Origin of the sequence: Marinifilum fragile JCM 15579 (assembly GCF_001310955.1) — a bacterium.
Lineage (GTDB): Bacteria > Bacteroidota > Bacteroidia > Bacteroidales > Marinifilaceae > Marinifilum > Marinifilum fragile.
Genome location: NZ_BAZX01000007.1, coordinates 89,520 through 113,118 on the forward strand (window position 1 = coordinate 89,520; position 23,599 = coordinate 113,118).

General features: G+C 35.7%; 22 protein-coding genes. 14 read left to right on the forward strand and 8 right to left on the reverse strand.

The features are described from left to right. Positions 1 to 2 precede the first annotated feature (2 nt). The 6 genes from phoB to pstS all read right to left on the reverse strand — a co-directional run bounded on the left by phoB (position 3) and on the right by pstS (position 5,390). Positions 3 to 692, reverse strand: coding sequence for a two-component system response regulator PhoB (gene phoB / locus JCM15579_RS07790; RefSeq protein WP_054718192.1), 690 nt, complete (start codon positions 690 to 692; stop codon positions 3 to 5). A 153-nt stretch (positions 693 to 845) separates the two neighbouring features. Continuing rightward, positions 846 to 1,538 carry a phosphate signaling complex PhoU family protein gene (locus JCM15579_RS07795; RefSeq protein WP_054718194.1) on the reverse strand — a complete coding sequence of 231 codons (693 nt, stop codon included), beginning with the start codon at positions 1,536 to 1,538 and terminating at the stop codon, positions 846 to 848. A 71-nt stretch (positions 1,539 to 1,609) separates the two neighbouring features. Continuing rightward, positions 1,610 to 2,428, reverse strand: coding sequence for a phosphate ABC transporter ATP-binding protein PstB (gene pstB / locus JCM15579_RS07800; RefSeq protein ID WP_177326917.1), 819 nt, complete (start codon positions 2,426 to 2,428; stop codon positions 1,610 to 1,612). Positions 2,429 to 2,439: 11 nt separating this feature from the next. After that, positions 2,440 to 3,333: a phosphate ABC transporter permease PstA gene (gene pstA, locus JCM15579_RS07805; protein ID WP_083464593.1), complete on the reverse strand. Its 894-nt coding sequence runs from the start codon at positions 3,331 to 3,333 to the stop codon at positions 2,440 to 2,442. 18 nt (positions 3,334 to 3,351) lie between these two features. Next, positions 3,352 to 4,206, reverse strand: a complete 855-nt coding sequence (gene pstC, locus JCM15579_RS07810) for a phosphate ABC transporter permease subunit PstC (protein WP_054718197.1) — start codon at positions 4,204 to 4,206, stop codon at positions 3,352 to 3,354. Between the two features lie 113 nt (positions 4,207 to 4,319). Then, a complete protein-coding gene (gene pstS / locus JCM15579_RS07815; protein WP_054718200.1) occupies positions 4,320 to 5,390 on the reverse strand; it encodes a phosphate ABC transporter substrate-binding protein PstS in 1,071 nt (356 codons plus the stop codon). A gap of 427 nt (positions 5,391 to 5,817) precedes the next feature. Between pstS and JCM15579_RS07820 the strand changes: the two genes are divergently transcribed. The 9 genes from JCM15579_RS07820 (at position 5,818) to JCM15579_RS07860 (ending at position 14,919) form a co-directional block, all read left to right on the forward strand. Then, positions 5,818 to 6,555 carry an SIR2 family NAD-dependent protein deacylase gene (locus JCM15579_RS07820; protein WP_054718203.1) on the forward strand — a complete coding sequence of 246 codons (738 nt, stop codon included), beginning with the start codon at positions 5,818 to 5,820 and terminating at the stop codon, positions 6,553 to 6,555. A gap of 220 nt (positions 6,556 to 6,775) precedes the next feature. Beyond that, positions 6,776 to 7,522: a 3-oxoacyl-[acyl-carrier-protein] reductase gene (gene fabG, locus JCM15579_RS07825; protein ID WP_054718206.1), complete on the forward strand. Its 747-nt coding sequence runs from the start codon at positions 6,776 to 6,778 to the stop codon at positions 7,520 to 7,522. 187 nt (positions 7,523 to 7,709) lie between these two features. Further along, entirely contained in the window at positions 7,710 to 9,152 is a 1,443-nt protein-coding gene (locus JCM15579_RS07830; protein ID WP_157471389.1) for a hypothetical protein, read from the forward strand. Between the two features lie 31 nt (positions 9,153 to 9,183). Next, complete coding sequence (locus tag JCM15579_RS07835) at positions 9,184 to 10,323, forward strand: sensor histidine kinase (RefSeq protein ID WP_172677396.1); 1,140 nt, start codon at positions 9,184 to 9,186, stop codon at positions 10,321 to 10,323. A gap of 10 nt (positions 10,324 to 10,333) precedes the next feature. Then, positions 10,334 to 11,371 carry a histidine kinase gene (locus JCM15579_RS07840; protein WP_054718216.1) on the forward strand — a complete coding sequence of 346 codons (1,038 nt, stop codon included), beginning with the start codon at positions 10,334 to 10,336 and terminating at the stop codon, positions 11,369 to 11,371. 149 nt (positions 11,372 to 11,520) lie between these two features. Then, positions 11,521 to 12,168 (forward strand): LytR/AlgR family response regulator transcription factor, encoded by a 648-nt coding sequence (locus JCM15579_RS07845; RefSeq protein ID WP_054718219.1) that lies wholly within the window; start codon positions 11,521 to 11,523, stop codon positions 12,166 to 12,168. A 132-nt stretch (positions 12,169 to 12,300) separates the two neighbouring features. After that, positions 12,301 to 12,768, forward strand: a complete 468-nt coding sequence (locus tag JCM15579_RS07850) for a superoxide dismutase [Ni] (RefSeq protein ID WP_054718222.1) — start codon at positions 12,301 to 12,303, stop codon at positions 12,766 to 12,768. A gap of 94 nt (positions 12,769 to 12,862) precedes the next feature. After that, entirely contained in the window at positions 12,863 to 13,531 is a 669-nt protein-coding gene (locus tag JCM15579_RS07855; protein WP_054718225.1) for a Crp/Fnr family transcriptional regulator, read from the forward strand. Positions 13,532 to 13,638: 107 nt separating this feature from the next. After that, complete coding sequence (locus JCM15579_RS07860) at positions 13,639 to 14,919, forward strand: spondin domain-containing protein (protein WP_157471391.1); 1,281 nt, start codon at positions 13,639 to 13,641, stop codon at positions 14,917 to 14,919. A gap of 90 nt (positions 14,920 to 15,009) precedes the next feature. Here the strand turns inward: JCM15579_RS07860 and JCM15579_RS07865 are convergent, their stop codons facing one another. Next, entirely contained in the window at positions 15,010 to 16,245 is a 1,236-nt protein-coding gene (locus JCM15579_RS07865) for a hypothetical protein (protein WP_054718230.1), read from the reverse strand. Between the two features lie 213 nt (positions 16,246 to 16,458). Between JCM15579_RS07865 and sfsA the strand changes: the two genes are divergently transcribed. Continuing rightward, entirely contained in the window at positions 16,459 to 17,169 is a 711-nt protein-coding gene (gene sfsA / locus JCM15579_RS07870) for a DNA/RNA nuclease SfsA (protein ID WP_054718233.1), read from the forward strand. Positions 17,170 to 17,269: 100 nt separating this feature from the next. Next, positions 17,270 to 17,632, forward strand: a complete 363-nt coding sequence (locus tag JCM15579_RS07875) for a YkgJ family cysteine cluster protein (protein WP_054718235.1) — start codon at positions 17,270 to 17,272, stop codon at positions 17,630 to 17,632. Between the two features lie 339 nt (positions 17,633 to 17,971). Here the strand turns inward: JCM15579_RS07875 and JCM15579_RS07880 are convergent, their stop codons facing one another. Beyond that, the gene (locus JCM15579_RS07880; protein ID WP_054718238.1) at positions 17,972 to 19,231 is read right to left on the reverse strand and encodes an MFS transporter; all 1,260 of its coding nucleotides are present in this window, start codon (positions 19,229 to 19,231) and stop codon (positions 17,972 to 17,974) included. 140 nt (positions 19,232 to 19,371) lie between these two features. Here JCM15579_RS07880 and JCM15579_RS07885 point away from each other — a divergent pair, with 140 nt between their 5' ends. The 3 genes from JCM15579_RS07885 to gshAB all read left to right on the forward strand — a co-directional run bounded on the left by JCM15579_RS07885 (position 19,372) and on the right by gshAB (position 23,559). Continuing rightward, complete coding sequence (locus tag JCM15579_RS07885) at positions 19,372 to 19,770, forward strand: DoxX family protein (RefSeq protein WP_054718240.1); 399 nt, start codon at positions 19,372 to 19,374, stop codon at positions 19,768 to 19,770. Positions 19,771 to 19,889: 119 nt separating this feature from the next. After that, a complete protein-coding gene (locus tag JCM15579_RS07890) occupies positions 19,890 to 21,242 on the forward strand; it encodes an MATE family efflux transporter (protein WP_054718243.1) in 1,353 nt (450 codons plus the stop codon). 4 nt (positions 21,243 to 21,246) lie between these two features. Beyond that, the gene (gene gshAB / locus JCM15579_RS07895; RefSeq protein WP_054718246.1) at positions 21,247 to 23,559 is read left to right on the forward strand and encodes a bifunctional glutamate--cysteine ligase GshA/glutathione synthetase GshB; all 2,313 of its coding nucleotides are present in this window, start codon (positions 21,247 to 21,249) and stop codon (positions 23,557 to 23,559) included. Positions 23,560 to 23,599 lie beyond the last annotated feature (40 nt).

Genomic DNA, 23,599 nt, shown 5'->3' on the forward strand with positions numbered 1-23,599 from the left:
AACTATTGTTTCACGGGATCAAAATAATATCCATATCCCGATTTGGTTTTAATTAAATTGTGATATTCTCCAATTTTTTTTCTGATTCGTCGTACATTCACATCAACAGTTCGATCGCCTACAAAGGTGTCGTTCTCCCAAATTTTATTCATGATTTCATCACGAGAGTAAATTCTTCCTGCATGGTTTAAAAGCAGGTGTAAAATTTCAAACTCTGTTTTGGTTAAACCTACATCAATATTGTTGATCGTAACTTGCTTCGATTCTGGAATCAATTTCAATTTTTCATATTCAAAATTTGATTCGTTTTTCGATTCAGAGAAAACACGTTTGCAAATTACATGAATTCTGGCAATAACTTCCTTTACGGAAAAAGGTTTTGCGACATAATCATCGGCACCAGCTTTAAATCCAAGCAATTTGTCCGTTTCACTCCCTTTGGCAGTGATAAACAGTATTGGTTTATCTGCCAAATCGGGATTACGACGAATAATTTTAGCCAATTCCAGACCTGATATTTCTCCCATCATGATGTCTAACAGAAAGAAATCATATTCGCTCAAATCTAGTTTTAATGCTTGTTCTGATGAAAAGGCAGTATCCACCTGAAAACCTTCTTGTTGGAGATTGTATTGCAGGATTTCACACAAATCCTCTTCATCATCGACTACTAATATCTTTAAATCCTTCATTTTTTGGAAATCTTTCTGGGGGTTTTTTAAGCTTATTTATTTTTAGTAAAGTGTTTAAGTATTCAGATCTTGAAAGTTCCCAGAGAGATGATAGAGTTTATGGATTAGGAGTAATAGGCCACTAATCTTTGGTTACTGATCACTGATTACCATTTACTCCTCTTCAGATATATCTTTGTGACGCAAGTCAATGCCTTGTTGATAGTAAATGGAAGCTTCGGCAATATTGGTTGCATTATCTGCAACTCTTTCAATGCTACTTAAAATGTTTCCAAAGTTTAGTAGATTATAGATGTCATGCTGGTCAACGCCTTCCGGAGTTTCTTTTTTTACCATTCGTTTCATAAGATCGTATCTCATTTCATCAACAAATTCATCATTTTTAATGGTCCAAATAGCATATTCCATATCGCTATCCTCAAAAGAAATTAAAGCCTTACGTACCATTTTTTCGCTAATTGCTAACATGTTTAACAACGAATCGCGATGCTTTTCGGGAATAAATGGAGGCTCCATTTTCTGAATAAATCTTAAAACGTTATTTAGCTGATCACCAATTCGCTCAATGAATCCAATCATCCTAAAATAGGATATCAATAAACGCAATTCACTAGCCATTGGTTGCTGTAAGCCCATGGTTAGAATGATATTATCGCTCATTTTAATTTCAAGATTGTCAAGTTTGTTTTCATTTGATTCAAACTTTTCCACCCTCTTTACATCGATAATATCCAGACCATATGATACGATTTCATCCATAATCTCAAATTGTTCCTGAAGGATCAATTTCATTTTGCTGAAATCAGCATGAAGCTTATCGAATTTTTTATCTTTTTTAATTGACATTTTAATATAATTACGAATTAATAATTAGGATCCCGAAAGCTTTCGGGAACGAATCATGGCATGATGATGTATCAACCAAATTTACCTGTTAGATATTCTTCGGTGCGCTTGTCTTTAGGTGTGGTAAACATTTGTTTTGTTTTGCCATACTCTACCAACTCTCCAAGATACATAAACATGGAGTAGTCAGAAATACGAGCAGCCTGCGACATGTTGTGCGTTACCAACACAATGGTAAAGTCTTTCTTCAATTTCACCAGCAAGTCTTCAATTTTCGAAGTTGCAATTGGATCAAGAGCCGAAGTAGGTTCATCAAGCAAAATAATATCAGGAGTATATGCCAAAGCGCGTGCAATACACAATCTTTGTTGCTGACCTCCAGACAAGAAAGTTCCTCTGTTGTGTAGTGCATCTTTTACTTCGTCCCAAAGTGCCACTTCTCGCAACGACTTTTCAACGATTTCATCTTTTTCAGATCTCTTTAGTCTAATTCCATTCAAGTTAAAACCTGCGATTACATTATCGTAAATGCTCATGGTAGGAAATGGATTTGGACGTTGAAACACCATACCAATCTTTCTTCTTAATTGAATTGGATTTAGTTCGTAGATGTTTTCATTGCCCAGATAAACTCCACCTTTATTGTGAGTATTTGGATACAATTCGTGCATGCGGTTAATGGCTCTTAAAAGTGTACTTTTTCCGCAGCCCGAAGGACCCATAATTGCTGTGATTTTGTTTTTGGCAATACCTGCAGATACATTTTGTATTGCATACTTATCTCCTCCATAAGAAACCGACAAATCATCGATTTTTAAAACTGGAGATTCAATATTTTCAATTGGATTCTTTATCACGACGTTCTCTTTATATTTTTGCTCTGTAGGCATTTGCACTTGTTTTAGTATTGTACTTTCCATTTTTTCGCGATTGCTTTAGCTGATAAATTCAGACCTAGGATTAATAGTAATAAGAATAAGGAGGCGCTCCATATCATATTTACCAGGTTAGGATCGTTATAAAACTCCCAAACCAAGAGAGGTACAGCACTTGATGGCTCTGTGATATTGGTATTAACAACAGTGCTTCCCAAAGCTGTAAGCATAAGAGGGGCAGTTTCTCCTGCAATACGTGATATCCCAAGGATTACTCCGGTTAGGATACCTGAGATACCTGTTGGTAGAATCACTTTAAGAATCACTTTGTGATATGGAACACCTAGTGATAAAGCAGCTTCTTTTAATGTGCCTGGTATCATTTTTAATGTTTCCTCTGTTGATCGCACAATTGATGGTAACATCATAATTGATAAGGCAACACTACCAGCCAAAGCGGAGAAACCATTGGTCACTGGCTTAACAATCCAGATGTAACCGATTACCCCCAAAACGATTGATGGCACACCCTGAAGCATGTCAACAATAAACCTAACCAAACCTGCAAATTTTCCTCCTGCATTCTCGGCAAGATAGGTTCCACAAATAATACCTAACGGAATAGCGATTAATGAAGCTAACCCAACAATGATTAATGTACCTACAATACCATTGGCAATTCCACCAGGAATAATCTCGTTGTTTGCAACAGCCACCATTGCTTCCATGGTATCAGGTGCTTCTTCAAAGAAAAAGCCAATGTTCAACTGACGATATCCTTTTATTGCCAATTGGTATAGAATCAGGAATAAAGGCACACCTGAAAGAAAAGCAAGGAAGATCATTACATTGGTAAAAATCTTGTCTTTCAACAAGCGTTGCTTCATTTTCCTGTCTGATATTTCTGTAGAGATATTCATTTCTTTATATAATAAAGGCTAAGCCGATAATTTTTTCATGATTAATTTTCCGATATAATTTACTATACCGGTGATGACGAACAGGATCAAGCCGATCTCAATAAGAGAAGTATATTTTAATCCTTCTGCTTCGCCAAACTGGTTCGCAATTAAACTGGCCATGGTGTTTCCCAAATCAAAAATTCCTGATGGCATATTATTGGAATTACCAATAAGCATGGTAACTGCCATGGTTTCACCAATTGCTCTACCCAGTGCAAGTATATAACCTGCAAATATTCCAGAACCTGCGTTCGGAACAATTACGTTTTTTACTACCTCGAAGCGTGTTGCTCCAAGTGAATAAGCAGCTTCTTTTAAACTACCAGGAACCATTGAGATTACTTCGGCACCAAGTGAAGAAGCATATGGAATAATCATGATCGCTAGAATAACCGATGATGTGAATATTCCGAATCCTTGTGCATTAAGACCCAATTCTGCAACCAATGGTTTTAGTGCATAAAACCCCCACAATCCGTATACAACCGATGGAATACCAGCCAATAGATCAACTACCGATCTTAAAAAGGAAGGCAAGGCACCATTTTTAAAATATTCGCCTAAGAATAAGGAAATTGAAAAAGCGAATGGAAATGTAATGATTAAAGCCAGAATGGATGTTAGGAGAGTACCTATTATGAATGGTAAAGCACCATAGGTTTCACGTCCTTCTGTTGGATCCCATTCTGTAGAAAATAAAAATCCAAACCCAAACTCTTTAAAAGAAGGGATGGAGCCAACAAATAGTGTAGCAACAATTCCCAGGGCAATTAACACCATAAGAATACCGCTGCCAACTAATAAATATTTGAAGATTTTTTCGCTGTTCATAAGATTTGAACGATTCAGTGTAATAGAAGAACGAGCTTGTATCAGCTAATAGTCTGGAGAACTAATTGAAAACAAGTTGAGACAAGCTCGTTGTTTGACCAAAGTCAATTGTTTTATTTTAATGCTTTTCCGTTATAAGTTACCTTATTAAGAACTGCTTTTGCTTTAGCTACTGCAGCTTCTGGAAGAGGAGCATAGTGTACTTTTGTAGTTTCTTTTTGAGCTTCCGGACTTACAACCCACTCAATTAATTTGATGGTTTGTGCAGCTTGATCAGCGCTTCTGTCGTTGTAGTTTTGTTCTTTGTAAAGAATTAACCAGGTAAAGCTAGAGATAGGATATCCATCAACAGCATCAGTATTGGTTAGGCTTACACGAGTATCAGCTGGCATTTCGCCTTTTGCAGATGCACTTACAGATTCAACAGAAGGATGAATAAAGTTACCAGCTTTGTTCTGGATGCTTGCTACAGGAATGCCCATTGCGAAAGCATACTCAGATCCGATGTAACCAATAGCACCTTCGGTTTGGCTAATTGTACCAGCAACACCAGGGTTTCCTTTTGCACCAATACCAACTGGCCACTTTAAAGCTTTACCAGCACCAATTTTTTCTTTCCATTCAGCACTTACTTTGCTCATGTAATCACTAAAGATGAAAGTAGTACCTGATCCGTCTGAACGATAAACTACCGTAATTTCCATATCTGGTAATTTTACATCTGGGTTCACAGCTGCTATTTTGGCATCACTCCAGTTGGTAATCTTACCCATGAAAACACCTTCCATTAATTCAGGAGTAAATTTTAACTCAGGCTTGCCTGGTAAGTTATAAGCAGCTACAACAGCTCCCAAACAAGTAGGAACGTGTAGAACTTCTCCTGGCATATCAGCTAACTTCTTATCATTTAAGAATGCATCACTTGCTCCAAAGTCAACAATTTTATCTTTTAAGCTTCGAATTCCTCCACCAGAACCAATTCCACCATAGGTTACCAATAGACCTTTTTCTTTGGTGTAGCTCTTGAATATTTTGTTATAAAATGGTTGTGGAAAAGTTGCTCCAGCACCTGTAATTGTCTTAGCTTTTTCGTTACTTGCAGCTTTATCCTTACCTGCATTTCCGCAACTTGCCATTAGGGCAACTGCAATAACAGCAGTAAAAAGCAATTGAAATTTTTTCATTCTGGTTTAAATTTTAGTTTTAAAAACGATTATTCTTATTTTTTTAATATTTTAAAATCTGATTTGATACGTTACATAGTATATAAAAGACTAACTTGTATCTTTTCACACTGCAATGTTAAAACACTAATGTTACAGGAATATTACAGCAATGTTAATAAATCGTTACTAGTTGTAAGTATCAACAAATCAGCAGTAAAGCTTTGAAAAGAAATTTTAAGAGAGGATTTTAATGTAACTTTAGAATGGAGATTTACATTCATTGTTACAAGTAAAATATTGAATTATATCATGAAACGTTCGTTGATAAATAATTACTACCCCGATAGCTATCAGCACATACGAGAAGAGCCCGTTCTGAATTTTATTCGGGAATTATTTATGAATAGTAAGTTCCATCTTACAGCTACAAGAAAATTATTATAAGATGAAAGAAGATTTACAAAAGGTTGCCGATATCATCTCCAATTCAAAATCGATGATTGCTTTTACAGGTGCGGGAGTATCCGTTGAAAGTGGAATACCGCCCTTTAGAGGACCAAATGGATTGTGGAGTAGATATGATCCCCAATGTCTGGATTTAGATTATTTTCACTTGAATCCTGTTGAATCCTGGAAGGCTATAAAGTCTATCTTTTATGATTTTTTTGGAAAAGCAAGCTATAATGGTGCACACAAAGTGTTGGCACAGCTAGAGGAGAAGGGGTTGCTAAAAGCGGTGGTGACTCAGAATATCGATAATTTGCATCAGGAGGCAGGTTCAAAAATTGTGTATGAATTTCATGGCAATTCCCAAAAACTGATTTGTTTGCAATGCGGTAAAATCTATCTTCCATCTGAGGTGAATTTGGATGAATTGCCTCCCAAATGTGTAAAGGACAAGAAAATTTTGAAGCCAGATTTTGTGTTTTTTGGTGAAGATATACCAGAAGTTGCTTATCGAAAATCTTTACAGGCGGCTAGAGCTGCTGATGTGGTGTTGGTAATTGGAACAACCGGAGAGGTAATGCCTGCAGCTATGATTCCTACCGAGGCCAAACGAAATGGAGCAATAGTCATCGAAATCAATACGGAAGAATCGAACTACACAGATGGAATTACTGATTTTTTTCTTCAAGGAAAAGCAAGTGAACTTCTAGAAGAAATTTACACGTTGATTAATTAGCATTAGGATTGTAATGTATTGGACTTGTGTGGTATAATAAAGTTAATTTTGTTTTGAATTTTAACAAATACAGATATTCTCTTTTTTAGGAGACATAAACAAAAGTAGATATCGCTGAAAATATTTTATATTTGTTAGCGATTTTGGTGTTTGAGCTTCTTTTGAAGCGGGAACATCATCCTTAATAAAGAATATATTTTTAATAAAAATAGAATTTCAAATGAAGTTATTAGAAGGAAAAACAGCGATTGTTACCGGTGCTTCTCGTGGTATTGGTAAAGCGGTTGCAATTGAATTTGCAAAACAAGGTTGTAATGTTGCTTTTACTGATTTGTTCTACAACGAACAAGCAATGGAAACTGAAAAGGAAATTGCTTCTTACGGAGTTAAAGCAAAAGGATATGCCTCTGACGCAAGTAACTTTGCTGATACAGATAAGGTAGTTGCTGAAATCGTAAAAGAATTTGGTGCTATTGATATCTTGGTAAACAATGCTGGTATTACTCAAGATACTTTATTAATGCGTATGACAGAAGAGCAGTGGGACGCAGTAATTAATGTGAACTTGAAATCTGTTTTCAACTTTACTAAAGCAGCTCAAAGAACAATGTTGAAGCAGCGCAGTGGTTCTATCATCAACATGAGTTCTGTAGTTGGTGTTAGCGGTAATGCTGGGCAGGCAAACTATTCAGCTTCTAAAGCAGGTATCATCGGATTCACGAAGTCTGTTGCGAAAGAGTTAGGTTCTAGAGGTATCCGTTCTAATGCAATTGCTCCAGGTTTCATTATTACAGAAATGACTGGTAAATTACCTGAAGATGTAGTAAAAGACTGGGCTGGTAAAATTCCATTGAAAAGAGGTGGTACACCAGAAGAAATTGCTAAAACTTGTGTGTACTTAGGATCTGATTTGTCTTCATACGTAACAGGTCAAACTCTTCACGTTTGTGGTGGTATGAACATGTAAGAATTATCGTATTTAAGATATGGGCCATCTCAATTGAGATGGCTTTTTTTTGCCCACTACTTTCTTATTACAATTCATTACATCCAAACTACAGTTGATGTCAATTTGTTTTTTTCTTGTATGCTTTATTTGGAATATTGTATCGTAGGATAAAATATAAAAGTCACAAAAAATAATATACAAGCATATGAAAACACATTTACAATTTTTACTAAGCCTAATGGCAGTCGTAATGTTGTCGACATTATCATGTAATGCTGGAAATGCAGGCAATGGCGATTGGGATATTGTGATTACGAAGAATAACAATTGGCGGGTTGAAAATATTAAAATCTCTACCAATGGTGATATTGAATTTAATGAAGACTATACAGATGTAAAAGCCATGTCGGATGATGCTTACATTAAAATAAGCATGGTTAGCTTCGGTATGAAACGTAAGTTGTATATCAGATCCGATGAGGGAACAATTAATTATCTTTATTATGAGGGTAGTAAAGAGGTTGATTTTGAACCTAAAGGTCGTGCATGGATGAAGAAAATGCTTCCGGATATTGTTAGAAATTCGGGCATTGACCTCGAAAATAGAGTGAATAAAATATACAAGAAATCTGGTGTTACAGGATTTTTGAAAGAACTACAGGAGACGGATAGCGATTATTATCGTTCGCGTATGGTTAAATATTTACTAAAGAATAATAGCCTAAATAAGAGTGAATTGCAGAGTTTGCTTAGAGAATTTCCATATCGAATTAATTCGGATTATGAATTGTCGCAGATCTATAAAAAATACAACCCTATATTTATTCAGGATCCTGAGATTTCGGCTGAATTTTTTAACAGTTTAGAAGAGATTTCGTCCAATTATGAACTCTCCCAGGTTTTAAAATCGGTTTATAAATTAAATGAGCTTAATGAAGAAAACTTTACGCATTTTATTGATGCAATGGGAGATATCAGCTCATCTTACGAGAAGTCAAACCTAATGAAGATGGCTCTTGCTGATGATAAGCTTACAAATGCACAAATGAATAAATTGTTGAGTGAAGTTGAAGAGCTTTCATCCAACTATGAAAAATCGCAGATTATTAAATCGATCATTAAGAATGAAGGATTGTCATCAGGCAATGTGGATAAAATTATAGAACTTACTGAGTCTGTATCTTCTGATTATGAGATGGGACAAATCATCAACTCAATGATTCGAGAAGAGATGATTAGTAAATCCAATTTAAATGAATTCACTGAATTGTTAGGAAATATATCATCGAATTATACTTATAAAGGGATTTTAGATCAATTGATTGAGTATGAACAACTGGGAGAGGATCGATTTGACTTTTTATTGAAAGCTTCTGATGAAATTTCATCAAGCTATGAATTGAGCAAATTTTATAAATCCCTTTTAATGAAAGGGAATCTAAATAAGAAGCAGCAACTGACACTTATCTCCAAATCAGAAAATATTTCATCAAATTACGAATTGGCAAGCTTTCTTCTAATAGCTACCCACGAAATGAATTTGGACGATGAGGAAATTAAAGATGCTTTAATTAAAGCAACACAGGGAATAAGCTCAGAGTACGAATATGGCAAAGTAATGAAAGCCATTTACTCAAAAGGAAAGTAAGGAAATAGATGTTATAAGATCGATTTATCGGGTGAAAAACTCGATAAATCGAATTCTTTTAGAAAGATTGCAATTCGACAAAATCATTGCCGTATCTTTAATTGTAAATTCAGAGAAATCCATAATCGTGAATAAAAACCTCCGCTTTATTATCATTGGTCCTATACTTGGAATGCTATGTTACATTCTTGCATTTTATAGTTATGTAGGGGAATTACCTGGTTTTGAATATCAGTTAACCGGATATCTGCCTAGTGCAATATTTGGTTTTTGGGCTGGTATTTCTACCTTATTTGTTGGAAAGTATCTCAATAAATTGGTGAGTTGGAAACAGCGACACGCCATACGTTTTTTAATCCAAAGCTCAACTTTGTATATTATTGGTTTGATTCTAATCGCCATTTATTCCGAAATGTTCTTGATTTCTTTAAAGGGTGATTTAAGTTATTCTCAATTTTGGTTGATATACAATGATGAAATATTTAAGACACTTTTGATACTGTTTTTGGTGGTTCTTGTGTATTGTATTATCGATTTCATGATCTACTCATTCAATCAGATGCGCGAAGAGGAAATCAAATCGGTGGAGCTGATGAACAATCAGCTAAATCTACAATTTGAAGCATTGAAATCCCAATTGAATCCACATTTCTTATTTAATTCTTTAAATACCATTTCATCTTTACTTTACAAGGATAAGGAAGTGGCTGAGAAGTTTATTCGAATGTTTGCTGAAAGTTATCGATTTATATTTAAGCAAAACAATAGGCCGTTAATCCCACTCCAGAAGGAATTGGATTTTGTTCAATCATACAATTATTTGTTGCAAGTAAGATTTCAGGAGGCCTATGAATTAAAAATTAATATTCCTGAAAATGCTATGGAATCATATGTTCCACCACTTTCTGTTCAAATGCTTGTTGAAAATGCCATTAAGCACAATCTAATTTCACAAACATCTCCTTTGTTAGTTGATATAGAAATTGATAATAATTATTTGTGCGTTAAAAACAACATAAATCCATTACGAGAGCAACCAGAATCATTTCAAATTGGCATTGAGAATATTAAAAAACGATATTCATATTTTACCAATGACAGTATTCTGCTGGATAAAAATGAGCACTTTAAAGTAAGCTTGCCTTTAATACTTCAATCGGAAAATAATTAATGTTTACCTTATGAAAACCAATTATTTAAACAACAATATATACCGATTGATTACACCACCATGTGTTGCGATATTGGTATATCTTTTAATGCTATTAATTTTTGATCGTTTAGCTGAAATCAGTAATAATTTTAGTCCTGAAGAATTAATATTTCTGATGGCGGTTACTGCAATTTTATTTGAATCTTACAGATTTTGGCTATTGAAAACCGATAGGCTTAGAATTCTAAAAAGAAATAAACTGATTAAATTTTCGGTGATTTATGCTGGAAGCTTTTTAATCACGGTAGGTTTGGTGTATGTATTATTTGCAACCTACTTTAGGTTCGTGATTGGGATTAATGAATTTTCTTCCGAACTCATTGCATTCCTTATTATATTCATACTGGTTGGTATTCTTTTTCATCTGTTTTATTTAAGCATTCGTTTCTTGGATAGGCAAAATTCACTCTTGCTCGAGAAAGAGGAACTGAATAGAAAGAGTATTGAGTTTGAATTGGAAGTGTTTAAGAACAAATTGAATCCTGATTTCTTGTATGAATCACTTGAAAGTGTAATAAGTTTAATAAGGAAAGACGAGGTGGAAGGAGCAGAGGAGTATATCGATCATCTGGCCTTATTTTACAGAAGAATACTTGGCAATCGATACTCGGAAGTAATAACATTGGAAGAAGAGAAGTTAAAAATCGATGAATATATAAAGCTTAGAAATTACAATTACTCAGATAATTTAATTGTAAATTGGACTCTGGATGAAATAAAGAATGTCCATGTAGTTCCAAACATGATTTTACAAACCATTCAACTGATTGAATACAGCCAGCAAGTTGATTTGAATACAAAATTGGAAATTTCAATTGAAGATTCAGACGAAACAATTCTATTTAGATTTTTGTCATCTGAACGACTAATACCATTGCCTAAGTTTGAAAAATTGAAGGAGTCGATACAAAAGACATTAACTTTTTACACAGATTCTCAGTTTGAATGGCAAAGAGTTAACAATCGTATTCAAATTTCGATTCCAAAAATAAATATAGAAGACTAACTGACACAAAATACACTAAGCCTAAAAATGAAAGTTATAATAATTGAAGATGAAGTATTAGCTGCGGATAAACTGGAGCGACTATTACACAAATATGATCCTAAAATTAAGGTGCTTGATAGATTTGAATCCATTACAGAGTCTTCAGTTTGGCTTGGAAGCCTGAAAATTCAGCTGATTTAATTTTTTTAGATATCCATCTGGTGGATGGTTTAAGTTTTGAAATTTTCAATAGAGTTCAGGTTAAAACTCCAATTATTTTTACCACAGCATATAATGAATATGCACTAAATGCTTTCAAGCTTAATAGTGTAGATTACCTACTAAAACCAGTTACTTTTGATAGCCTTTATGATGCGCTTAAGAAGTATGAAAGCATGAAAGAGTCATTTGGCAAACAATCCATAAAAAGCATAGAGGAACTAAGTGTTGCATTGGCAAACATTCAAAAGGATTACAAGACCAGATTCATGGTGAAGGTAGGAGAGAAGTTAAAATCATTTAGAGCCGAAAGTATAGAACTTTTTTATGCTGAAGGAAGGGATGTGTTCATTTTATTGGATGAAGGAAAAAGGTACATTATTGATTATAAAATGGAAGAACTGCAAGATCTTTTAGATCCAAAGCAATTTTATCGCATCAGCCGCTCTTTCATTGTAAATATAAATGCAATTAACGATGTGTTGGTTCATTCAAACTCTCGCTTAAAGGTAATTTTAAATGCAGATTGCGATAAAGAGTTGATTGTAAGTAGAGAAAAAGTGAATAGTTTTAAAAAATGGTTTAGCGGAAGTTAAATCGCCTAATTACGAATAAACGTCAATTTTTAATTTTACGGCAATCATATAATGCTTAGGTGCCTTTGAATTTCTCATTAAATAGATTAATTTTAAATAAGAATTTATAATCATTAAATATTATTAGTTGTTATGAGGAAATTAATTAAAACAGCGGGTTTAGGACTTGTATTAGCATTCTTTTTAATGGTTGGCAATCAAAAAAGTGCGTTTGCGCATTGTGAGATTCCATGTGGTATATATGCCGATTCGGTTCGTATTGTATTGATGAGCGAACATATCACTACTATCGAGAAGAGTATGAAACAAATTGTAGAATTGTCCGCACAGGAGAATGTAAATTACAATCAATTGGTTCGCTGGGTAAATAACAAGGAAGAGCATGCTAAGAAACTACAGGAGATTGCCACTCAATACTTCATGTTTCAGCGTGTAAAGCTTACCGATGATGCAGAAAAAATGGAGAAGAATCAGAAATTATTGGCAAAACTTCATGAAATCTGTGTGTATGCAATGAAAGCCAAACAAACAACCGATTTACAAATTATTGAGAAATTGAACAATGCAGTTCATGACTTTTCACATTTGTATTTTGGTTAGAAAAACATCACCACCATCATTAAGATCAAAAGTGAAGCCCTCCCAATCCTTATGAGAGGGCTACTTTATTATAAAAGCACAAACAACTTATAAAATGAGTAACTCAATTTGGTGTTTCGAGAATGTGAATCTATTTCAAATTCTATGTCCACATAAATTAAAGCAATACCAAAAAGATCATTTTGAAGGCTTTAAAAAAGGAGATGTTATATATTTTCCTGAAGATTCTTCCAAATCCATTTTTATGGTGAGTAAAGGGAAAGTTAAAATAGTTTCCTATAGCGAAGAAGGGGAAGAAATCGTGAAAGCAATTTTGGGTAAAGGGGAGATTTTTGGAGAGAAAGCTTTATTGGGAGAAGAGAAAAGGGATGATTATGCTTTAGCTTGTATGGAACCTACTGAACTGTGTCCAATGAAACTTCCGGATATGTATGAATTGATGCGCCAAAATGAAAAGTTTGGTTTGTCCATTTATAAGTTAATCGGCTATAGAATTAAGAAGATGGAGCGCAGGTTCGAAGCTCTTTTGTATAAAGACGTGAAGACGCGTTTGTGTGAATTTCTTAAAGAAATGGCTGAAGAGAATGGGATTGAAAGTGGTTCAGAGGTAATTGTAAATCATTTTCTGACGCAAAAAGACTTTGCCGATCTAATTGGCACAAAAAGAGAGACGGTAACCAGACTGTTTAATGAACTAAAACAGGATGGAATCATAAATTACACAAGAAAAGAAATTCGAATTCGAGGGCTAGAAAATTTATAAGAAAATCCACTTTCTGTCCTTTATGTGATACAGCTTACATTTTTTGGATTGTGAGGAAAGTACTTTTGAATTAAAGTTTTAAAGTATTAATCCAAAAAATGTTTGTTATGAGAAATTTACTATTATTTGCAGTCGCAAGCTTATTCGTTTTATCTGCTTGCGACGATGACAACGATACATTTCTACCTCCTGTAGCTTCAGGAAACTTTACAGTTACCATAGAAAATGTTCAAACTGGAAAGGCTTTCTTTAAATCTGGAACCACTGATGCAGCAGGTCCGGGAGGATCTTATTCCTATACCTTTAATGCAGGTAAAGGTGCATATTTATCGTTTGCCACCATGTTTGTACAATCCAACGATTTATTTTATGGTTTTGGTGATACAGGTTTAGCGCTTTATGATGCAAATGGAGATGCTGTCACAGGAGATGTAACCAGTGAAGTAATGCTTTGGGATGCAGGTACAGAGGTGAACGAAGAACCAGGAGTTGGAGTGAATCAAGCCCCACGTCAGTCTGGACCAAATACAGGAACTACAGAAAATGGTACTGTGAAAGAAGTTGCTGATGGCTTTACTTATCCGGCAAATGATCAGGTGATCAAAGTAGAGTTAAGTCATGATGGTGGTACAGAATTTACTGTAACAGTTACCAACGTATCTGATATGTATGCTTTCCAAACTCCAATAGCACCAGGTGTATGGGTTGTGCACAATTCAGGAATGCCAATTTTTGAGGAAAATATGGCTGCAGTCAATGGGTTGGAAGCCCTGGCAGAAGATGGAGGAAACTCTGATATTGGAATGTATTTAGAAGACAATAGCGGTTTTGTTTCACCATTTGCACCAGGTGTTTTTGTGGTAAATCATGGCGGATTACCATTGTTTAAAGATGGTAATCCTGATTTTGGGAATGGATTGGAAGCTCTTGCCGAGGATGGCAGTCCAGCGGATTTAAATGCTTCATTAGAAGGGTTACAAGGTGTTAATGCACATGGAGCATTTTCAGTTCCTGTTGGAGGAAGTGGCGGAGCACCAATATTCCCAGGAGAATCATATGAATTTACTTTTGAGGCGAGCGAACTAGATTACTTTAATCTTGCTACAATGTTGGTGCAGTCGAACGATTTGTTTGTTGCATTCGAAGATAAAGGAATTTACCTATTCAAGAATGGAATTCCGGTAACGGGTGATGTTACAGATCAATTGATGTTATGGGATGCTGGTACCGAAGTGAATGAGTATCCAGGAGCAGGAAATAATCAAGCGCCACGTCAGAGTGGACCAAATACAGGGGATACAGAAGTGAAAGCAGTTATGGAAGTAAATGATGGATTTACTTATCCAGCAATAACAGACTTAATAAGGATTACAATAACAGCTAACTAGTATGTGTCTTTGCAAGGAGCTCGATTTTCGGGCTCCTTTTTTATGAAGGTCTGGAAAAGTTGAAGAGTTAAAATAGACTATAAGCACAGATTATTTTCTCTCCAATAACAAATAGGCTCCAAATACCTTATTCTGATTAAAACTCACCAAAGGCAAATATCCTTCAAACCATTTGCCATCCTTCCATTTCAATGGGTGATTCTTTGCCATTTCTTTATGGAACTGATCGAAAGTAGATTTGGGTTGAAAATGTACTTTGAATATTCCTTTGGTTTCAGGATGTATATGCTTGTCAAGTTTAAGGGCAAGAATACCCATATTGTATCTCAAATTGATTTCAAGACAGGGTTGAAGTTTCATTTCTCCATTTTGATCTCTGTATAGCATACAATCAACACCTAAATAGCCAGAGTAATTTTGCGCAACACCACAAGCAATCAAAGCTTCCTTCAAGTCTTCTGATAACTGTTGCATCTTATCATCAGAAAGAAATTCTTTCATTTCTGTAGGCATTCCACCTAGTTTATTTCCATTATACTGACCATTGCTGTTGGTAGCAAAGAAACCATTTCCGATATAATTCAACTCACCTTTGGCATCAATATAATATTGAAGAGAAAAATCGTATTTCTTATTCAATAAAGGCTCAACCATTACATAGCCCTGAATACCCAAGGTGCCATTAATCCATTGTATGATGGAATCATTTAGGTGAGACTGACGAAGCACTTGCAGGCCTCTACCCGAAGAACTCCACGGAGCTTTAATCACGATCTGTTTCCACTGATTAATCAGATTTTCAATTTCGGAAACAGAAGTACATATTTTAGCAATTTGTTTCTTTTCGATATAGAAAGAATTGTTGGTGTGATCCAGAAAAAAGTTCAATACTTCCAATGCCTTTTTGCGACTATATAAATCCTTGTGATCCGCCTTCCATTCAGCATTGGGGCGATTCTTAAATTCTGGCTGACAAGAATCTTTAAGGTGTTTGAAAATGTGATGAATTCTTGGACTCCATCCCCAAGGTTCCAAACTCTCTTTGGTAGATTTTACAAAGTCTTTATCCTGTATAGATGATTCGAACAGTTTGAATTCTGGCAAAGAAATACCAGCTTCTTGCATAAGCTTTATAAACTCCTGATCAGGCAACTGATTGACCAAAATCACATCTTTTTCATCGGCAAAATGCATGGGCAAAACATCTATATCCTTCTCAAATCGCGAAAGTGTTTTATTCGGCATATAGCTTACTGTACCATTGGCAATGGCAATTTCGCATGTTGGGTTATAGATAAATATTTTAGGAAGTATTTCGCTGCTCATGTTTAGATTCTTGGTTTTGATGAGGCAAAAGTAGCTCAAATCAGTATATATTTGTCATTCGAGTAGAATTTTTCTGATACCATTTAAATCTCAGAGTAAGCTAAGCGAACTATGGGATATTAAATTGACATGCCGATATATAATTAGTGAGGCATTTGGAGTAAAACGAACAATTGACTCATACTAATTAATAATCGGTACAAACATTAATTTATGATATTTCCTAAGCCTCTTGTTCATGGCAAATTCCTTCGTCGATACAAAAGATTTTTAACAGATATGAAACTGGATAGTGGTGAAGTTGTGATTGCACATACCTCAAATTCCGGCAGTATGAAATCATGCCTGGAGGAAGGAGCGGAGGTGTATCTCACCCATGTTGATGATCCCAAACGTAAAACCCAATACACATGGGAGATGATCAGGATCAATGGCGATTGGGTAGGGATCAATACAGCGGTTCCCAATATATTGGTTTATGAAGCTGTGCTGAATCAGGAAATAGAAGCCTTAAAGGGTTATACTATAGTAAAACGAGAAGTGAAATTCGAGGATAGCCGTTTCGATGTATTTGCCAGCAATGAGGATGAGGAATGTTTTATTGAGGTGAAGAACGTTAGTTTAAAGGATGGAAAATATGCTCGTTTCCCCGATGCGGTAACCACAAGGGGAAAGAAACATCTGGAAACTTTAATGAGAGTAAAAGCAGAAGGTAAACGCGCTGTAATGGTGTATGTAATTCAACGCAGCGATGTAGAAATCTTCACGCCAGCCTTCGATATCGATCCTGATTATGCCGCAACACTAAAAAAAGCTTACGAGAGTGGAGTAGAGGTATATCCGATTCGTGCTGCTGTAAGTCCTGAGAAAATTGAATTGGTAGAAATTCTTCCTTTTCAGTTATCAGTGAACAGTTATCAGTAATCAAAAGCACGCTTGCAGCGACCAAAGTCTCCCTTTCAGGGGAGGGATTCAAGGTGTGTGTTGAATACTTTTTTCTACATTTGCACAAAATCCAATAGAAATGAACGAAAAGGCAAGAGAAGAATTGGCAAAGTATCGTCAATTAAGAGATGAAGTAAGTGAGTTGAGTGAGAAACTGGCAAATCTGCACAAAGATCAAATGGCATGTAAGAAAGGTTGTTCGGAGTGTTGTATGAATTTTCAGATATTACCAGTAGAGTATTTTGCGATTCTTGATGAGTTGAGAAAGAATCCTCCGGCACAATACCGAGAACTGGATGATGAGGCAGAGGAATGTAACTTCCTGATTGATGATTTGTGTCAGATCTATGCATCACGTCCATTTATTTGTCGAACTCACGGACTTCCGCTATTATATATGAATCAGGGAGCGATGCCTGGGAGTTATCGGCTTGTCCGCTAAACTTTACCAATTTTGATGACTTTCATGCAGAGAATACCTATCCTCAGGATACCTACAACAGCAAAATCTTCATGATTAATAAAGAGTTTATCAGGCATTACGAGGCGGAACAATTTGGGGATTTCGATTTGATTCCCGTTAATCGATTGGTAGTGAATTTGAAGAAATAAAGTATCACATAGGAGCGTTTTACGAAAAGAACGCTAAGATTTTACATACAAATAGCGCATAGATTCAATACTTCTTTGCGCTATTTTCATTTTTACAAATGACTTTAAAATACAGGCAGTTAATTTAACTGCGGGTTCTTTGCTTTTCCTGATAGAAGGAGAAGAATCACTACGAGTGCCACACCAATATATCCTGCAAGGAAGTAATTTCCGGTAAGTGTATAAATTCTGCTAAAGAACAAAGGAGCAATTGCGCTGGCAAAAACAATAAGCGACATGGATAATCCGCTAATAGCTCCCAAATGCTTGCGCCCGAAGAATCGAGCCAGGTAAGCGATGCCAATACTGCAAATAATCCTCCCATAACACCATTGCCAAATATTAAAATGTAGTATCCTATAGGATAATTAAGAATTGCCACGCCAAGTGCCGATAACAAACATCCAATTAAATACACCAATAAAAGTTTTTGCAATCGTGTATAATCGCTAAGAATATTTCCCACAAAGGCAGTGATAATAGAAACGATAGATGTGGGTATAAATACGCTTAGGGCTTTTTGCTCGGAGTAACCGCATGAATCGAATATAGAGATCACATTAAATGTAAAACCTGTAACAAAGAAAGCGCTAAAGCATAAGGCAAGGGCAAAAATCCAAAATACCCATGTGCTGCGAGCTTCGGGTAAAGTATAGTCTCTTTTGGGTGTAAAAGAAGTGTTGTTCTTCGATTTTACTTCAAGTACTTTTCCATCTGGTATTAAACCACATTCTTCAGGATTATCTCGATAAACGATAAATGCAAAAAGCACGAACAAAAGGGTTAATATTGCCAATATCTGGTATGCGCTTCTCCAATCGAATTCACCAATTAGCATGGCTATAAACAAAGGTGCAACTGCAAAACCAAAGGATTGAATGGCACTGGAAATGCTATTGGCTAAACCTCTGCGTTTGTCGAACCATTTCATGATAAGGTTGCGCGATGCAAGAGTTAATACCCCTTGTCCCGAAAAGCGCAATAGAAAGAAGAAGATGGATACCATTGCAAATGAAACCACAGAATATTTAATGCTGAAGGCTTTTGATAATCCGCTTGCTATGCCTGTTGAAGCAGCAAATAGCATTAGCGTAATGGCAAGGGTTAATGCCGCAATAATGGCAGTAAATCTTGCTCCGAATTTGTCGTATATTTTACCCGCATAGGTCAATAGGGTAGAACTCGCTACGGTTCCGATTAAATAAGCAGTGCTCAGCACATCTCTGCTCAATTGCAATTCGTCAATTAAATAATCGGTAAAGACAGAAACTCCAATGGTTTGTCCGGGAATACTGCAAAGTACGCCAATAGTACCGGCAGCCATACTTACCCAGCCATAGAATAATGGAAATTTTGCTGGTGCAAAAGGAAAATTCGGATTTCTTCTCATTCAAATGTTGATTGATTGTTATAGAATTAGCAAAGGTAATCGATTTTGTTTATCCATTGATCGAAATTAAATTATAGCTAGTTAACAATTTATTAAGGAATTACTTTCTATTTTAGATTTGAAATTAATAAAACTGAAGAATGGAAAATTTAGGAAAATTACTACTTAGAGTAAGTGTTGCAGGTTTAATGTTACCGCATGGTATTCACAAATTGATGCATGGCATTGGAGGTGTAAAATATGTGCTTGGACAAGCTGGTATGCCGCAGTTTTTATCGTATGGAGTTTATGTTGGTGAAATTGTAGCTCCTATATTGATGATTCTAGGATTATATACCAGAGTTTCCGGATTATTGATTTCGTTTACCATATTGGTAGCCACAGCAGCGGCTCATGCTCACGAAATATTTAAATTTACCGAATATGGTGGTTTGGTTGTAGAACTAAATGCACTTTATATATTTGGAGCATTGGCTGTAGCACTTCTCGGACCTGGTAAGTTTAGATTAGGAAATCAAAGAGGTTTTTGGAAGGAATGATAACAGTTTCCATAGTACTCCTTCTGGGGTGTAGAGGGTGATTTCATAAATTAACAATAGATTAAGAAATAGAACTCGAAATACATTGTACATTTGTACTTGTACTTCGAGTTTTTTTTATGATCAGATATATAACTCACTTTTTTCAACGAGAACAACAATATTCAGCAGTAGGAAAAGATCTATTTAAATTGGCTATTCCAATTATTGGGTCTTATTTATTGCACACAGCTTATAATCTTACCGATATGATATGGGTAGGATCATTGGGAAGTAATGCAGTAGCGGCAGTTGGGTCGGCAGGTTTCTTTCTTCATCTGGGATGGGCTATGGCATCAATTGTTACGGTTGGTGCAAACATTAAAATTTCACATTCAGTAGGAGCCAAGGATGAGGAAGGTGCTGGTAGATTTGCTACCTCTGCACTTTGGGGAATTGGAATTATCGCCACGGTATTTTCAGCTATATTCTGGGGATTCCCCGAACAGTTCATCAACTTCTTCCAAATGCAGGATCCGGAGGTGAATGAAATGGCCACTTCTTATTTGGTGATTAGCACATTTGGAGTGATATTAAGCTATGCCAATCTCCTATTTATTAGCATGTTTAATGCACACTCCAAAACAAAAATATCCTTTAAAGCCAGTTTAATTGGAACTGCGGCAAATATTGTACTCGATCCTATATTAATCTTTGGTTTCTCGTTAGGAGTTGATGGAGCTGCTTATGCTACCATTATTGGACGATTACTGAGTTTGGTTTATTTTCTATTCATCTATAAAAAGACTGCCAATATTAATTTCTATGGCATTCTACCATGCATGGATAAATTTAAAAACATTTTTGCGGTGGGTGCACCAGCAGCGGTTCAGCGAATATCATTCTCGATAATTTATATTTTCCTTGCTCGAATTATTGCCGAATGGGGGCCCAATGCCATTGCAGTGCAAAAAATTGGTGTACAAATAGAATCGATTACATTTATGATAGTAGGTGGTTTTATGCAGGCAGTTACTATTATGGTGGGACAGAGCTATGGAGCTAAAAATCTAACTGAAGTTCCGAATATTTACAAGGCAGGATGGAGAATGTCTTTTGCCGTTGGATCAGTAACTACCCTTATTTTTCTATTATTACCTGAAACCTTATTCTCGATATTTGTTCCTGAACAGGAAAGTATTCTAATGGGTAAGGAATATTTAATGATTTTAGCAGTTTCTCAGCTATTTATGTGTCTGGAGATGATTAATGCCGGGGTATTTAATGGTTTGGGAAAAACAAATATATCGGCAACCGTAAGTGTTATTTTTACATCATTGCGTTTGCCGGGAGCATACTTCCTGGGCTTTTATACATTTTTAAGTTTAAATGGTGTATGGTGGAGTATCACAGGAAGTAGTATATTGAAGGGAATTGTAATGTATTTGCTACTTAGAGAATATATGAAGAAAAATACTTTTGGAAAAATTTAATAAGATGGATCATTTAATCAATAATATTGCAGAAACATTGACTTGCAACGCTATTAAAGCAAGTATCACGGATGGTTTATTTGGTATTGAAAAAGAAAATGTTCGTGTTGATGAAATGGGAAAAATGGCCAATACACCACATCCAGGGATTTTAGGCGATAAGTTTCGTCATCCATTTATTACTACCGATTTTTCTGAGAGTCAGGTGGAAATGATTACACCACCTTTAAAGAGTATTGCAGAGGTTCATGGTTTTTTGGAAACATTAAATGATGTGATTTCGGAGAATTTAGGTGAGGAGTTCTTATGGCCACAAAGCCTACCTCCTTTATTGCCAGAAGAGGAAGAAATTCCGATTGCAAAGTTTGGAGAAGAAGGAGTTCATAAGGAAAAATACAGGGAAGAACTGGCTATTAGGTATGGAAAGGAAAGACAGATGTTGTCTGGAATTCATTTCAATTTTTCATTATCAGATCGATTGGAAAGAAAACTCTGTAAAGCCATTAAGTGGAAAGGGAATCAGGTTAATTTTCGCGAAGCTGTTTACTTGAAAATGGTTCGCAACTTTATGCGTTACCGTTGGCTTTTGGTTTGGTTGTTTGGCGAAAGTCCAGAGGCTGATCCTTCATTAAAGATGAAATCCTTACGTACCGGCGAAAAAATGAGAATGGGCTGTAGAAAAGCGGTTTCTATTCGAACAAGTTCCGCTGGTTATAGAAATGCCGAAGAGTATTTTGTTGACTTCAATAGTCTAGAGTCATTTAAAGAATCTATGAAGAATCTTGTTGGTTCTGGTAAACTACTTTTAGATGAGGAATTGTACTTGCCAATTCGTTTGAAATTTGCGAATGATGGCAAGAGCATATCGCATCTCGAAGTTCGAATTCTGGATTTGGATCCTTTCGAAAAGTCGGGAGTATCAAAAAACAGGTTGTATTTTATTCACCTGTTTATGTTGTATTGCTTGTTCAAAAAGGAAGAAAATACATACAGCGAAACAGAGCAAAAAATAGCTGCTAAAAATCACGATTGGGTGGCTTGCAGTGGTATGAATCCTGATCTTTTGTTGAAAGATTTCGATGGAAATATGCTGAAGATTGATGAGATGCTTCAAAATATCCTGTTTGAGGTCAAAGATTTTGCAAAATCAGCAGGAATTACTTATAATGAATGTTATCGATTGGCTTTAGAAGAGACCGAAGGATTAATCCTTAATCCAAACATACGTTCTTCGCTAAAAGTAAAGCAGCAAATAGAAGAGGAAGGCTTTATTAACTTTCATTTAAAGCTTGCAAAAAAATACAAAACCGAAAGTGAGATGAGTGGCTTCCGTTTTCACGGATTTGAAGACCTGGAATTGTCTTCTCAGTTGTTAATGAAAGCTGCATTGCGACGTGGTGTAGAATTTAAAATTTTAGATCGAAGCGAGAACTTTATAAGCCTACACAGAGGTGATAAAACGGAATATGTAATGCAGGCCACACGAACATCATTAGACAATTATTCAAGCGTTCTGATGATGGAAAACAAATTGGTTACAAAGAAAATTCTGGAAAAAGCCGGAATCAGAGTTCCTTCTGGTCTGGATTATCGCGATGTGAAAGAAGCACAATCAGATTTTGATTTGTTCGAAGGAAAAGGTATTGTGATCAAACCCAAATCAACCAACTTTGGCTTGGGAATAACAATCTTGAAAGAAAATAATAGTGAAGAGGTATACAAGCGTGCAGTTGAGATCGCTTTCGAGCATGACAATAGCATTTTGATAGAGGAATTTGTTTCTGGAAAGGAATATCGATTCTTTGTAATTAATGAAAAGGTTACAGGAATTCTTCATCGCGTACCAGCCAATGTTAGAGGAGATGGGAGCAGTTCAATAAAACAATTGGTTGAGGAAAAGAATAAGGATTCATTGCGTGGTAGAGGATACCGAACACCTTTGGAAAAAATCAGACTGGAGGAAGCAGAAGCAATGTTTTTACAGGATCAGAACTTAAATTTTGATAGCATTCCTGCAAAAGATGAAATTGTATATCTGAGAGAAAATTCCAATATCAGCACAGGAGGTGATAGCATCGATTTTACTGATGATATTCATCCTTCGTATAAGGAAATTGCTGCCAAATCAGCGGCAGCTTTGGGTGTAAGAATTACAGGTTTGGATATGATGATTGAAGATATCTTTAAACCAGCAACAAAAGACAATTATGCCATTATTGAGATGAATTTCAATCCGGCAATTCATATTCATTGTTATCCATACCAAGGGGAGAATCGCAAGTTGAACGAAAAAATATTGGATGCATTGGGTTTTTAAGTAAATTCAGGCAATAAATCTCAATTTGAACCCTCTTTGC

What these genes read in the sequence shown, in the direction of transcription:
- JCM15579_RS07850 (WP_054718222.1), top strand. Translation starts at nt 12,301, where the DNA reads ATGAGGAAATTAATTAAAACAGCGGGTTTAGGACTTGTATTAGCATTC.
- JCM15579_RS07880 (WP_054718238.1), bottom strand. Translation starts at nt 19,231, where the DNA reads ATGAGAAGAAATCCGAATTTTCCTTTTGCACCAGCAAAATTTCCATTA.
- JCM15579_RS07820 (WP_054718203.1), top strand. Translation starts at nt 5,818, where the DNA reads ATGAAAGAAGATTTACAAAAGGTTGCCGATATCATCTCCAATTCAAAA.
- pstC (WP_054718197.1), bottom strand. Translation starts at nt 4,206, where the DNA reads ATGAACAGCGAAAAAATCTTCAAATATTTATTAGTTGGCAGCGGTATT.
- pstA (WP_083464593.1), bottom strand. Translation starts at nt 3,333, where the DNA reads ATGAATATCTCTACAGAAATATCAGACAGGAAAATGAAGCAACGCTTG.
- pstB (WP_177326917.1), bottom strand. Translation starts at nt 2,428, where the DNA reads ATGCCTACAGAGCAAAAATATAAAGAGAACGTCGTGATAAAGAATCCA.
- JCM15579_RS07860 (WP_157471391.1), top strand. Translation starts at nt 13,639, where the DNA reads ATGAGAAATTTACTATTATTTGCAGTCGCAAGCTTATTCGTTTTATCT.
- JCM15579_RS07885 (WP_054718240.1), top strand. Translation starts at nt 19,372, where the DNA reads ATGGAAAATTTAGGAAAATTACTACTTAGAGTAAGTGTTGCAGGTTTA.
- fabG (WP_054718206.1), top strand. Translation starts at nt 6,776, where the DNA reads ATGAAGTTATTAGAAGGAAAAACAGCGATTGTTACCGGTGCTTCTCGT.
- pstS (WP_054718200.1), bottom strand. Translation starts at nt 5,390, where the DNA reads ATGAAAAAATTTCAATTGCTTTTTACTGCTGTTATTGCAGTTGCCCTA.
- JCM15579_RS07865 (WP_054718230.1), bottom strand. Translation starts at nt 16,245, where the DNA reads ATGAGCAGCGAAATACTTCCTAAAATATTTATCTATAACCCAACATGC.
- JCM15579_RS07890 (WP_054718243.1), top strand. Translation starts at nt 19,890, where the DNA reads ATGATCAGATATATAACTCACTTTTTTCAACGAGAACAACAATATTCA.
- gshAB (WP_054718246.1), top strand. Translation starts at nt 21,247, where the DNA reads ATGGATCATTTAATCAATAATATTGCAGAAACATTGACTTGCAACGCT.
- JCM15579_RS07795 (WP_054718194.1), bottom strand. Translation starts at nt 1,538, where the DNA reads ATGTCAATTAAAAAAGATAAAAAATTCGATAAGCTTCATGCTGATTTC.
- JCM15579_RS07855 (WP_054718225.1), top strand. Translation starts at nt 12,863, where the DNA reads ATGAGTAACTCAATTTGGTGTTTCGAGAATGTGAATCTATTTCAAATT.
- JCM15579_RS07840 (WP_054718216.1), top strand. Translation starts at nt 10,334, where the DNA reads ATGAAAACCAATTATTTAAACAACAATATATACCGATTGATTACACCA.
- sfsA (WP_054718233.1), top strand. Translation starts at nt 16,459, where the DNA reads ATGATATTTCCTAAGCCTCTTGTTCATGGCAAATTCCTTCGTCGATAC.
- JCM15579_RS07875 (WP_054718235.1), top strand. Translation starts at nt 17,270, where the DNA reads ATGAACGAAAAGGCAAGAGAAGAATTGGCAAAGTATCGTCAATTAAGA.
- phoB (WP_054718192.1), bottom strand. Translation starts at nt 692, where the DNA reads ATGAAGGATTTAAAGATATTAGTAGTCGATGATGAAGAGGATTTGTGT.
- JCM15579_RS07830 (WP_157471389.1), top strand. Translation starts at nt 7,710, where the DNA reads ATGAAAACACATTTACAATTTTTACTAAGCCTAATGGCAGTCGTAATG.